The organism is Aeromonas sp. s3, assembly GCF_040907805.1.
In the GTDB taxonomy this organism is placed as follows: domain Bacteria; phylum Pseudomonadota; class Gammaproteobacteria; order Enterobacterales; family Aeromonadaceae; genus Aeromonas; species Aeromonas dhakensis.
Genome location: NZ_JBFOCQ010000034.1, coordinates 115,625 through 127,776 on the forward strand (window position 1 = coordinate 115,625; position 12,152 = coordinate 127,776).

A 12,152-nucleotide genomic window follows, 5' to 3' on the forward strand; every position below is an offset into this window, starting at 1 on the left:
CCATCCCGCCCTTGTTCGTGGCACATCAGCTCATGACCAGCCAGCCGCAGAAGCCAAGATAGATCAGCCCCACCCAGGCGAGCCTGCCCGCCGTCATCCGCTCCCGACTGAACCCCCACCACAACAGCGCCACCGCCAGCAGGGTCACCAGTGAGGAGACCATCATGGTGCTGTCCAGCAGCCAGGGGGTGAACAGCAGGCAGAACGCCTTGGGAATGGTGCCCTGGATCATCATGGCCCCCGAGATGTTGGCCAGCGCCAGCCGGTGCTTGCCCTGTCGCACCCAGATCAGCACGTTCATCAGCTCGGGCATCTCGGTCGCCACCGGGCTCAGCAACAGGGCCGCCAGCACCGGCGAGAGACCGAACAGCTCGCCCATGCTCTCCAGCTGGTGAACGAACAGCTGGGCCGCCAGCGCCACCACCACCAGCGCCACCAGGGTTTGCAGCAGCACCTTGCCTAGCGCCGGGATCTCGGCGCCCGGATCCAGCTTGAGGGGCTCTGGCAGCTCGACCTCGTGGCTGTCGGTCTGTTTCAGCTCGCGCCGCACATAGACCAGATACACCAGCACGAACAGCGGAGCCAGCCAGGTTTTACCGGTGAAGGCCACCATGCCGAGGGCCACCGCCACCAGGAAGATGCCGACGAACCAGGCCTGATCACGGCCTATCTCACGCTGCACCTCGCCATCGATGGCCCTGTGCTCCCGGCTCATGCACAACAGCAGGGTCACGCCGACGGCGGCATAACCTATGGTGGCCAACACCAGCGGGCCGCCGAGGGCGGCACCTATGCCTATCTGCTGCTGAGCGGGGGCATCCCCCATCAGCAAGGCGGTCAGGGTGACGATGCATTCGGGCAGGGCCGTGCCGAGGGCCGCCAGCAGGGAGCCAGTTGCGCTCTGGGATAACTTGAAGTGGTGGCCGGTCCATTCGATGCCATTGACGAAATATTCGCAGGCCAGATAGATGGTGACGGCAGAGAGCAGAAATAACAGCAGGGTGATCAGCATGATGAGTAACCGCCAGGCGAGCAGAACAACCAATGGACCCGATATGGCTCGCCCGGCTGGCTTGCATATCGAGGCCAAAGGTCTTGCAGAGCGATGGATGCCATCGCCGCCCATGCCATGGATCTGAGGATCCAAGAATGTTGACATGAGCCCTGCCCGGATCACGGGCGGGTTGCTACTCCCCTATGACAGTGCGGGCTTTTTACCAAGTTGACCGCCACCCCACAAGGCAAACTAATGATCATTGACTCAACAAGTTGTAAGGGAATGTAACCGTCCACCCATCGGCTTTTCCATCCGGATCCACTCCAATGCCGGTGAGTTCCTCGCCTTGGCACACCGTTTGCTATGAGATGACTACTGTCCACACTGATTTGGGAAGGGTGAACGATGAAACGGTGGATCCAACATTTCTATCAACTGAACCGCCTCAACTGGCTGATGGTCTGGCTGCTGCTCTGCTGCAGCATCATTCTGCTGTTTCCGGCCGGTTTGATGCAGGGGGCCGTCAGCCAGTGGGCCGCCACACACGCCGCCTGGCTCGGGGTCGGCATGCTGATCGCCATCTCCTACTTCTGCAGTCAGGGCTTCCTGATCGCCTGGGAGTGGGCCTGTGACGAATGGCAGTCGCGCCGTCAGCAGGATCAGCTGGCCCAGATGATCTCCTTCCTCGACTTCAACGAGAAGGCGGTGCTGCGCGAGTTCGTGCTGCAACGCAAAAGCGTCATAAACTTGCCGATCACCGAGCCCGCCGTCAAAAACCTGATGGATGCCGGTGTGCTCACCTACGCCTATGGCAAGCCGGCCCGGGAGAAAGAGGACGAGAACCAGATCCGCGCCCTGATGATCGCCCTGCCCGCCCGCCCGCTGCTCACCTACAAGGTGCTGGGGCTGTCGCGCGGCAAGATGAGTGACGAGCAGGTGGAGCAGATCATGAACGCCAGACCCAAGTTCGCGCAGAAAAGCTTCCAGCGCTGATCGTCGTTCCCGCCAATAAAAAGAGCCGGCCCCATGGCCGGCTCTGTCGTTTCTGCCCCGTTACTGGGTTCTCGCCTTGAGATAGCCGGCGTAGTCCGGGATCTGCACGCTGAATGCCTGGCGCATGTGGGGGCTGTCCATGATGAAATCGGCGGTCGCCTCGTTGGTGGCGACCGGGATGTTCCAGACTGCCGCGAGGCGCAGCAGGGCCTTCACGTCCGGATCGTGGGGCACCGCATTGAGGGGATCCCAGAAGAAGATCAGCACGTCGATCTTGCCCTCGGCTATCAGGGCGCCAAGCTGCTGGTCGCCCCCCATGGGGCCGGAGAAGAGACAGGTGATGGGCAGTTGTGCCTGCTTGCCCAGCATGGTCCCTGTGGTGCCGGTGGCGTAGAGGTGGTGGAGCTTGAGCTCCTCCTTGCGCCGCATCACCCAGTTCAGCAGGGGGGTCTTCATGTTGTCGTGAGCCACCAGCGCCACTCGCTTGTGGGGCGCCATCTCACGGGCGATCTGTTCCATGGACATCATCCGTAGCATTGTTGTTTGAATAGAGCCGTATCCTAATCGAAAGCGGCGCCCGTTGCCTTGCCGGGCGCCGTAACTGTGATCACTTCGACTGTTCAATCCACTGCTTGTTCTTCTGCTCCAGCACCGAGATGGGCAGCATGCCGTATTCCAGTACATGATGGTGGAACGCCTTGAGGTCAAAGCCTGCGCCCAGCGCCTGCTCAGCCGACTCCCGCATCCGGATCAGCGCCAGCTGGCCCGCCTTGTAGGAGGTCGCCTGGCCGGTGTAGGCCATGTAGCGCGGCACCTCGGAACTGATGTCCCCGTCCCCCAGCGCCGAGTTCTCCTTCATGTAGCTGGCGGCCTGGTCGTGGTTCCAGCCATACCAGTGGATGCCGGTATCCACCACCAGCCGCATGGCTCTGAGCATCTCCTCGTTGAGGCGGCCGAAGTACTGCAGCTGGTTGTTGAAGGCGGACGATCCCTCGACCTTCACGTCTCCCACCGCCGGATCATAGAGACCGCGCCCCTGATAGAGCCCCATGTCGTGATCCGCCAGGTATTCGGTGTAGAGTGCCCAGCCCTCCGCATAGGCGGTGTAGGAGGCGTTCGCCACGTACTGCGGGAAGTCGGGATCCTTGGCTGCCAGCTCCTGGGCGATGGTGATCTGGAAGTGGTGGCCTGGCGCCGCCTCGTGGGCCAGCAGAGTGCTGATGTTCCAGCTCTGCAGGCCATAGGGGTAGTAGGTGTTGAGGAAGAAGCGCCCTTTGCGGCCGGTCTGCGGGTTGCCGTCCTGATACCAGGCCACCCCGCCGTATGGCGCGTCCTTATAGGAGACGGGCACCACCTCGTAATCCAGCTTGGGAATGGTGCGCTCGGCATCGAAGAAGTCCGGCAGCACCAGCGCCGCCTTGCTCTTGAAGGCGTTGTACTCCTGCAGTGCCCGCTCGTGCTCGGCCAGCGCCTGCTGCTGCGGCCCGCTCAGGGTCGCACCGGCGGCGTTGCCGGGGTTGAGGCCGGCCGACCAGACCGCCAGCGGGTTCTGATAGAAGAAGGCCGGTTCGTTCAGGTAGCGGAAGAAGGCGTAGATCTGACCGCTCTGCTTGCTCTGGGCCACGTCGTCGCTGTCGCACTTGCCGACGGTATGGCACACCTTGACCATGGCGCCGAAGATCCGCTCCACCTCGCTCAGCCCCAGCTCATGCACCTGCTCCGGCGTCATGTCGGTGGTGGTGTGCTTCTTCAGCAGCCAGCGATACCAGTCACGCCCGTTGGTCATGCCGCAGAAGCCGTCGTCGCACTCGCCGCTGCCAAGGCGCACCGCATAGGCACCGCCGTGCTGGTAATCCAGGTAGTCGCGCAGCGCCAGATAGTGGCCGTTGATGCTGTCCAGCACCCCCTTGTACTCGCTGCGCAGCGCCTCGTCCGCCTCTCCCGGCAGCTGCTGCCAGCCGAGGTAGGAACCGGCGATCGCCTCGCCCTCCAGCTTGCTGTCGAGCTGGGCCAGCAGCCGGTCCACCAGCTCGTCCGGCAGGGTGTTGCCCTGGGCGCTGCCCAGTTCGAACTGGAGCTTCACCTCGGCAAGGTAGCCGTCATAGGCCTTGAGCCAGCTGAGGTGCTCCTGATACCAGGCCAGTGGTGCGGTGGCGACCCTCGCCTTGCTGGCCACAACCGGTGCCGCTGCCGGGCGATCGATGTCGCGCCGCCAGGTGGCATCCCCCGGCGCAACCCGCTCGGCCGAGCTCTGCTCGAAGTAGTCGAAGCCGGGCTCGACGGTGCGGGCAGCTTTGCCGCTGGCCGGGGCGGCCCCCACCTCATCGACCAGATCAACCACCCGGTTGCTGAAGTGGTGGATCGGGATCTGGGACTGGGGCAGATCGTAACCGGTCAGGTTGATCTGCAGATCCCAGCGGATCATGTCGTAGAACAACCGGTCCCGTTCGCTCAGCACGCTCGCGTCCAGGGCATCCAGCCGCTTGAGCAGGGCGCTGTCGAGGGCCTTGCGCTTGGCGATGCTGGCGGCATCGATGGCAAAACCGTAGGGGTCGAGCGCCTGGCTCTCGCGCAGGGCCTCGTCCATGGTCTGCATCAGGGAGGCCTTGATGGCGGCGGGATCCGCCGGCGCGTTGGAGCTGTTGTCATTGCAGGCAGCGAGCGAGAGTGCGATGGCACAAGCCAGCGCCAGTTTGTTGGGCAAGAAGTGCATGGTGTAGTCCTTTAACCGTTGTTATTGTTTGCCCCCGAAAAGGGGTTCCAATAGTGCACCTCTCTTGCTCGCTTTTTTGCGACATGATTAACAAAAATAAGCTTACTTTTCATGATGATAAGCCTCATTAAAAGCTATGCAGACGGACATTAAAAAACCCGCCTTAGCGGGTTTTTTAATCGTTTTTTCATGCCATAACTATTCAGGACGAGCCGTGATGCAGCTGGGACTGCTGATAGTTCTCCAGCCCGATGCGATCGATGAGATCGAGCTGGGTCTCCAGCCAGTCCACGTGCTCCTCCTCGTCTTCCAGAATATCCTGGAACAGGTCGCGGCTGATGTAGTCCTGCACCGACTCGGCGTAGGCGATGGCCACCTTCAGATCCGGGATGGCATCCATCTCCAGCGACAGGTCGCAACGCAGCATCTCCTCCACCGTTTCGCCGATGCGCAGCTTGCCCAGATCCTGCAAGTTGGGCAGCCCTTCCAGAAACAGCACCCGCTTGACCAGCTCGTCGGCGTGTTTCATCTCATCGATGGATTCGTGATACTCCTTGTGCCCGAGCGCCTTGAGGCCCCAGTCATCATAGATGCGGGCATGCAGAAAATATTGGTTGATGGCTATCAGCTCATTGGCCAGCACCTTGTTGAGGTGGGCGATGATCTTGGGATCTCCTTTCATCGACAGTGCTCCTTGGTTCGTGCCTGAGGCTTAGATCCTTAGAGCTTAGTCCAGAAAGATGACAACAAGAGGTCCGGCGAGCTTGCTCGCCAGCGGGAAGGGATTGAAAAGACGGGCCGGTTTTGCCGGCGACAGGCTCTGCTCAGGCCACCTCGTAGTAGAGCGGTGCCTGCTCCAGCTCGGCCTTGTCGAGTTCGGCGGCGATGATCTCCATGGTCATGCGCACGCATTTGCCGCACTGGGCACCGACGTCGAGCGACTGCTTGAGCTGGCGAAACTCGGTCTTGCCTGCCTGTACCGCCTTGCGGATCTGGGAATCTGTGATGCCGCGGCACAAACAGACGTACATAGTGTTTACCTCATGCTGAATTGCCATGAAATCTAAATGAGAATGGTTCGTAGTGCAAATAACGATTGGTAATAAGATCCCCCGCTTGCCAGCCATCAACCCCTTGGTGACAATGCTCTGTCACTGAGGGAAACATCATGCTCAAGAAACTGTTCACTGCCCTGTTTGGCGGCCAGCCCGCTCCGGTCGCCGAAGTCACCCCCACCGAATATGCCGGCTACCTCATCTATCCCGAGCCCATGGCCGAAGGGGGTCAGTATCGGCTGGCGGGCCGCATCACCAAGGAGCTGGACGGCGTGCTGCAGACCCACCGCTTCATCCGCTCCGATCTGTTTGCCAACCCCGCCGATGCGGAGCGCTTCATGGTGCAGAAGGCGCACACCTTCATCGACCAGATGGGGGATCGCATGTTTGAGCCCCGCAAACCGGCCGACAACGCAGCCTCATGATGCCGGCTGCACTCGACGAGTTGCGCCAGGCGCTGGCCCGCGCCGGTGAACGGCGGCTGATCTGGCTGGAAGGTGACGAGGCCGATTGCATCGCCCGAGCCGAGGCGCTGCTAAGCGGCATCAGCTACTGGCTGGGAGATGGCCCGAGCGAGCACCACCCGCAGCCGGCAGCCAAGGCGCTGCAGCGACTCGGTCAGGAGTGCGACACGCTTGTATTCAATGCGTTCAGCGGTTTTCACCCCGATGCGTTCGGGGCGCTGGCGGGCACCTTGCGGGCGGGCGGCCTGCTGCTGCTGCTGACCCCGCCCCGAGCCCAATGGCCAGCCTGGCCGGATCCGGACCGGGTTCGGTTGGTGGCGCAACCGGAAGATACAGCACGGGCGGGCCACGGTTTTCTCGCCCGGCTGGTGCGGCTGCTGACGGGCGACCCTGCCCTCGAGCTGACGCCCCCTGCCACGCCGACCCCGTGGCAGCCGGTTGGGCCGGCGCAGCCATTGAGCAGCGATCAGGCCCGCGCCCTGCCCGCCATCCACAAGGTGTTGCACGGTCACCGCCGCCGCCCGCTGGTGTTGAGCGCGGATCGGGGCCGCGGCAAGAGCAGCCTGCTGGGGCTGGCCGCCGCCGAGCTGCTGCGCCAACAACCCGATCTGCAGATCCTGGTAACGGCCCCCTCCCAGGCCACGGTCGCCACCCTGTTTGCCCACGCGGCCCATGCCCTTGAAGACGCGCCGCAACTGCTGGCAGGGCTCAGCTACTGTTCGCCGGATCGGCTGGTGCACGAGCCGTTGCAGCCCGATCTGCTGCTGGTGGACGAAGCCGCCGCCATTCCCACCCCGCTGCTGGAGGCCATGCTGGCCCGGCACGGTCGCATCGTCTTCGCCACCACAGAACATGGCTACGAGGGCACCGGGCGCGGTTTTCACCTGCGCTTCAAGCGGGTACTCGATCGCGAGACACCCGGCTGGCAGGAGATCCACCTGGCCGAGCCGATCCGCTGGAGCAGCCGGGATCCGCTGGAGCCGCTGGTTTTCCGACTGCTCGGCCTCAACGCCGAGGTCGAGACGCCGCCAGCGCCCACCCAGCCTGGCTGGCGCCGGCTCGAGCAGGATGCACTGGCTGCCGACGAGGGGCTGCTCCATCGGGTGTTCGGCCTGCTGGTGCTGGCCCACTACCAGACCACACCGAGCGATCTACGCTACCTGCTGGAGAGCCCCGCCCTCGACATCCACCTGCTGGAGCAGGGTCCGCATCTGCTCGGGGTGGCGCTGGTGGCCCGGGAAGGAGAGATAGATCCTGAGCTGGCCGAGGCGATCTGGGCCGGCCGACGCCGTCCGCGCGGTCATCTGCTGCCCCAGTCGCTGCTGGCGCACGCCGGCTTCAAGACCGCAGGTGCGCGCAGCTACGCCCGGGTGATGCGCATCGCCATCCATCCGGCGCTGCATCGCCACGGGCTGGGGTCGCTCCTGCTGGCCCATCTCGAACAGCATTATCAGGCGGCAGGGCTCGACTATCTGGGCTCCGCCTTCTCGGCCAGCGCCGACTTGTTGCCATTCTGGCACAAGGCCGGGCTCAGGGTGCTGCGCATCGGCCTGCAGCGGGATGCCGCCAGCGGCAGCCACGCTGCCCTGCTGCTCAAGGCGCTGCAACCGGCTCGCACCGCCGAGCTGGCCGACTGGCACCAACGCTTCGTGCGCCAGCTGCCCACCCTGCTGGCGGGCGAGCTGAAAACCCTTGAATCCGAGCTGGTGTGGCAGTGCCTGCAGGATGCGGAGGCCAGCTCGAGCACGCTCGATGGCTTTGATCAGGATGAACTGGCCTGCTTTGCCCACCACCACAAGCCGTTCGAGCTGTGCCAGCCCAGCCTGCGACGCTGGCTGGCGGGCAACCCGACGAAACTGGCAAAGCTTGACCTCGCCGAGCGGCAACTGCTGATCGCCACCATCTGGCAATATGCCGACTGGGGAGCGCTGGCGGCCAAGTTGCAACTGGCAGGCAAGCCGGCGGTCATCAAGGCGCTGCGCAGCCTGCTGGCCCGGCTGCTGCAGCCCGCTACCACTCGATAGGCTCGCCTCGCCAGTCGAGGTAGCTCAGCTCGCCATCCGGCGTCAGCCGCGCCATCAGCGTCACCAGATCCGCGGCAGCCTGCTGCGGGCTGTGCAGACTGCCGGCGGCCAGGTTGCCGTGGAATGGTCGCGAGAGTGGGGTGTCCACCGTGCCCGGATGAAACGCCAGCAGCTTGACGCCGGGCGCCCGTCTGGCGAGCTCGATGGCGGCGCACTTGAGCAGCATGTTGAGGGCTGCCTTGGCGGCGCGATAGCCATACCAGCCCCCGGCGCGGTTGTCGCCAATGCTGCCGACCCGGGCACTGAGCACGGCCAGGGTACAGGGGCTCGACCCCAGCAGGGGTAGCAGCCGGCTGATCCAGCGCAGCGGCAGCAGAGCGTTGGTCTGGTAGAGCTGGGTCATGGCCTCGAGGTTGAGCGCCTCTAACCGCTTCTCCGGCCGGATACTTCCCTGCTGCAGCAAGCCGTTGCAGATCACCAGCCAGCGCGGTCTCGGTGCCAGCTCACCGATGCGGGCCACCGCCTCTGCCAGCTGTTCATCACTGTAATCGCAGCGCAGCCAGTGCAGCCTGCTGCTGTTGAGCCCCGCCGGTTTCGGCTGGCGACTGACGGCGATGACAGGCGCAGTGTCCGCCGCCAGCCAGTGCGCCACCAGGGCGCTTCCCAGCCCACCGCCGGCGCCGATCACCACGACACTCTCTTCCATGACTCCCCCTTGCGGCGAGTGTGATGGCCTTCTCCATCGCCCCACGCTTTTCCTGATAGGCTGATACGCGCCTTCCAGCCTGCGGGATCAAGCGGTTATGGAGGCGATCTTGTGTGGATCCCGTCGTCAGCGGCGGATCCATTCCTATACTGAGGGAAAACCGCAGCGGCTGCTGCCAGCGCAACCAGAAGCACGAGAGTGACCATGATGGCCAAAGACGGGGAAGAGCGTAAATCCATTCTGACCGAGAGCGGCACCAACGAGCTCGAGATCATCGAATTCCACCTCAAGAAGCAGCTGCCCGATGGCCGCGAGAAAATAGCCTACTACGGCATCAACGTCGCCAAGGTGCGCGAGGTGATCCGGGTGCCGGAGACCACCGACTACCCCAACGCCCAGCGCCACATGGTGGGGGTCTTCTCCCTGCGCGAGCGGCTGATCCCGCTGGTGGATCTGGCCGGCTGGCTTGGTATCAAAACCAACCCGGACAACAGCAACAAGGTGGTCATCGTCACCGATTTCAACAAGATGGCGAACGGCTTCCTCATCGACAGCGTCAGCAGGATCCACCGGGTCTCCTGGGAGGATGTGGAGTCCCCCAGCCAGTTCCTGGAGGCGGGCGAGAATGACTGCGTGGTGGCAGTGGTCAGGCGCGATGGCAACCTCATCATGATCCTCGACTTCGAGAAGATCATCGCCGACATCAACCCCGAGCTGAGCATGGAGAAGTACGATGTGACCCAGGATCGCAAGGTCATCATCGACGATCGCATGATGGCCATGCGCCAGGCCAAAACCATCCTGGTGGTGGACGACTCCGCCTTCATCCGCAAGATGATCGAGACCACCCTGCGCACCGCGGGCTACAACGTGGTGACTGCCAAGGACGGGGGCGACGGGCTGGAGATGCTGATGGAGTTCGATCGCCTGTCGCAGGAGGAGAAGATCCCGGTGGCCGAGTTCGTCAGCGGCATCATCACCGACGTGGAGATGCCCCGCATGGACGGCATGCACCTGCTCAAGCGGCTGCGCGACACCCCCGCCTTCAAGACCATCCCCATCGTCATGTTCTCGTCGCTGATGAGCGATGACAACCGCCAAAAGGCGCTGCAGCTGGGGGCCAACGACACCATCACCAAACCGGAGCTGGGCCGCATGGTCGGCATGATGGACAACTTCCTGCTCGGCATCCCCATTCCCAAACCGGGCAACCTGTGAGGCCGCCGGTCGGCCACGCAAGCAAAAGGGCGCCTCGGCGCCCTTTTGCTGCTTGATGGATCAGCCCAGCCAGAGGTAGAGCTGGTGAGCAGCCACCCCGGCGCACAGGCCACCGATGGTGTGGGCCACGATGGCGCGGGAGGTGAGATGACGATAGCCGAGCGCATCCAGCATGGCGGTGTGGGTGCTCAGGAAGCCGCTCCAGCACATGCCCATGGCGGTGAACACCGCCACCTCGTTGCCGGTGATCCAGCCCTTGCCGATGAAGGGAGGCACCAGCGACATGGCCGCCCCGACCGCCCCCAGCGAGGTGACCGGGAAGGCCACCAGCTCGGCGTGGGTGAAGCCGAACAGCAGCTCGAACAGCCAGCCCACCTTGGCCGCCAGCACCGGCAGCAGCGCCACCCCCTGGAAGGCTTCGCCGGTATACCCCTTCTCACCCGGGCCGAAGGTCAGCAGCATCACGAAGGTGCTGATGATGAGCACCCCGGGGATCACCGCCATCCCCAGTTCCACCCCGGATTTGCCGCCATCCAGCAGGGCGTTGAGCACCCGCAGCCAGGTAGGCGCCGCCTCCCGGCGCAGGCCGGGCTTGGCCCCCACGCTCGCCACCTCGTCGGCGATCGGGGTCTCCCCCACCAGCGGGCGGATCATCCGCTGCATCAGCCGGGTCGATACCACGGAGCCGATGAGGGCGCCGAGCAGGCCGATCAGCGCCGCGCTGGCAGTGGACTCGCCCCCCGGCAGCTGCAGGGTGGCCATGAAGGTCACCACGATCAACCCCATGCCGAAGGCGGTGCCAAAGTTGGTGAGCGAGACCAGCTGCCAGGGGGTGAAACCCTTGCGAAAGCGGCTGTCCCTGGCGAGGCTGATCACCGCCGGGTTGTCGGAGAAGAAGGTCATCAGGGCCGCCAGTGCGGTGCGACCCGGCAGCCGGAACACCGGCTTCATCAGCGGCGCCAGCAACACCTCCAGCAGGCGGATCACCCCGAATTCGCTGAGCAGCTGGCTGAGCGCGCCAGACAGCACGGTAATGCCCATGATGAAGAGCACTGTGTTGAGCAGCAGCTGGTGGGCGGTGTTGAACAGGGTGTTGACCAGGGCAGAGAGGCCCATCTGGCTGCCGAGGTAGCCAAACAGGCTGCCGAGGATGGCCAGCACCAATACCGGCTCCAGCCAGCGGCGAAGGGAGGCCGCCCCCTGGTGAGAATCTTTAACTGCTTGATTTTCCATACCAATCCTGAAATCTGTCGCTGTGTGGTGAGTATTGTTGTTATGGCACCCATAAAGCAGGAGCCCTTGTCTTGCGACAAGGGCTCCTTGCATTGATTCTTCTGCCAGGCTCGAACTGTGCCATGCGGGCTGACTGCCCACCACGCTGGCGACTGAACCGGGGAGGAGAAAACGGGTGGCCGGACGATCCTGTCCAGTCTGCCTGTCTCGCGCCAGCGCACCGGCACCACGGCCTGCCTAGCGACGAAACGGGGCGGCAGTATAGCAACTGGGGCCGGTCGGCGAAACAAGGGGCGACCGGAGCAAATTGCCGCCCAGCGCCTGCGCGGGTAAGCTTCCCCATCGGCAATCGACTCCATCATTCACCATCCGGCAGCAACATGGGCAGCACCATGAACGACCTCGTGACCTATATCAAGGCCATCCACCGCCAGGCAGGACCGGCGATACTCGTCCGCCAGCAGAGCGAACAACACAGCGAGCAGGACGAGAGCGGCACCCTGACCCACCACCGGCAGACCCATTACTGGTTCGCCAATGGCGTGGTCATCTGCCACCAGCTGGAGCTGGACGAAGAGCCCTCCCCACAAGTCTGTCCGGAGTGCTGGATCAGCTACCGGGTGGTCGCCAGCCCCATCCCCATAACCCCTGCGCGCAAGCTGTTCCACAACCCCTGCCAGGAGGCCTTCTGGCTCAAGATGCAGGAGATCACGCCAGCCGGCTGACCTGCTCGACCAGTGACCGGCGCG

General features: G+C 63.8%; 12 protein-coding genes and 1 riboswitch. Of the genes, 5 read left to right on the top strand and 7 right to left on the bottom strand.

All coding sequences use genetic code 11. The features are described 5' to 3' along the window. Positions 1-25 precede the first annotated feature (25 nt). A complete protein-coding gene (locus AB5Y98_RS21305) occupies positions 26-1,012 on the bottom strand; it encodes a sodium:calcium antiporter (RefSeq protein WP_268000058.1) in 987 nt (328 codons plus the stop codon). An 89-nt stretch (positions 1,013-1,101) separates the two neighbouring features. Continuing rightward, positions 1,102-1,208: riboswitch (yybP-ykoY riboswitch) on the bottom strand. 194 nt (positions 1,209-1,402) lie between these two features. Between AB5Y98_RS21305 and AB5Y98_RS21310 the strand changes: the two genes are divergently transcribed. Next, positions 1,403-1,990 (top strand): superinfection exclusion B family protein, encoded by a 588-nt coding sequence (locus AB5Y98_RS21310; RefSeq protein WP_005305531.1) that lies wholly within the window; start codon positions 1,403-1,405, stop codon positions 1,988-1,990. Between the two features lie 60 nt (positions 1,991-2,050). On the opposite strand, the gene AB5Y98_RS21315 is transcribed toward AB5Y98_RS21310, so the two are convergent. The 4 genes from AB5Y98_RS21315 to AB5Y98_RS21330 all read right to left on the bottom strand — a co-directional run bounded on the left by AB5Y98_RS21315 (position 2,051) and on the right by AB5Y98_RS21330 (position 5,734). Next, positions 2,051-2,509 (bottom strand): methylglyoxal synthase, encoded by a 459-nt coding sequence (locus tag AB5Y98_RS21315; RefSeq protein WP_005305534.1) that lies wholly within the window; start codon positions 2,507-2,509, stop codon positions 2,051-2,053. Positions 2,510-2,597: 88 nt separating this feature from the next. Next, complete coding sequence (locus AB5Y98_RS21320) at positions 2,598-4,703, bottom strand: DUF885 family protein (RefSeq protein ID WP_368232886.1); 2,106 nt, start codon at positions 4,701-4,703, stop codon at positions 2,598-2,600. Between the two features lie 202 nt (positions 4,704-4,905). Further along, positions 4,906-5,385: a bacterioferritin gene (bfr, locus tag AB5Y98_RS21325; protein WP_005314068.1), complete on the bottom strand. Its 480-nt coding sequence runs from the start codon at positions 5,383-5,385 to the stop codon at positions 4,906-4,908. A gap of 142 nt (positions 5,386-5,527) precedes the next feature. Continuing rightward, the gene (locus AB5Y98_RS21330) at positions 5,528-5,734 is read right to left on the bottom strand and encodes a bacterioferritin-associated ferredoxin (RefSeq protein ID WP_010635984.1); all 207 of its coding nucleotides are present in this window, start codon (positions 5,732-5,734) and stop codon (positions 5,528-5,530) included. Between the two features lie 137 nt (positions 5,735-5,871). Between AB5Y98_RS21330 and AB5Y98_RS21335 the strand changes: the two genes are divergently transcribed. Continuing rightward, the gene (locus tag AB5Y98_RS21335) at positions 5,872-6,183 is read left to right on the top strand and encodes an HlyU family transcriptional regulator (protein WP_017788213.1); all 312 of its coding nucleotides are present in this window, start codon (positions 5,872-5,874) and stop codon (positions 6,181-6,183) included. After that, a complete protein-coding gene (locus AB5Y98_RS21340; protein ID WP_368232888.1) occupies positions 6,180-8,246 on the top strand; it encodes a tRNA(Met) cytidine acetyltransferase TmcA in 2,067 nt (688 codons plus the stop codon). The genes AB5Y98_RS21335 and AB5Y98_RS21340 overlap by 4 nt, the downstream gene beginning before the upstream one ends. Here the strand turns inward: AB5Y98_RS21340 and AB5Y98_RS21345 are convergent. Beyond that, entirely contained in the window at positions 8,233-8,952 is a 720-nt protein-coding gene (locus AB5Y98_RS21345) for an SDR family NAD(P)-dependent oxidoreductase (protein WP_368232889.1), read from the bottom strand. The genes AB5Y98_RS21340 and AB5Y98_RS21345 overlap by 14 nt on opposite strands. 204 nt (positions 8,953-9,156) lie before the next feature. Here AB5Y98_RS21345 and AB5Y98_RS21350 point away from each other — a divergent pair, with 204 nt between their 5' ends. After that, complete coding sequence (locus AB5Y98_RS21350; RefSeq protein ID WP_005305558.1) at positions 9,157-10,170, top strand: chemotaxis protein CheV; 1,014 nt, start codon at positions 9,157-9,159, stop codon at positions 10,168-10,170. A 60-nt stretch (positions 10,171-10,230) separates the two neighbouring features. On the opposite strand, the gene AB5Y98_RS21355 is transcribed toward AB5Y98_RS21350, so the two are convergent. After that, a complete protein-coding gene (locus AB5Y98_RS21355; protein WP_042889256.1) occupies positions 10,231-11,403 on the bottom strand; it encodes a nucleoside recognition domain-containing protein in 1,173 nt (390 codons plus the stop codon). Positions 11,404-11,783: 380 nt separating this feature from the next. Here AB5Y98_RS21355 and AB5Y98_RS21360 point away from each other — a divergent pair, with 380 nt between their 5' ends. Beyond that, on the top strand, positions 11,784-12,128 hold the full coding sequence (locus AB5Y98_RS21360) for a hypothetical protein (RefSeq protein ID WP_208200758.1): 345 nt from the start codon (positions 11,784-11,786) through the stop codon (positions 12,126-12,128). Positions 12,129-12,152: the final 24 nt, after the last annotated feature.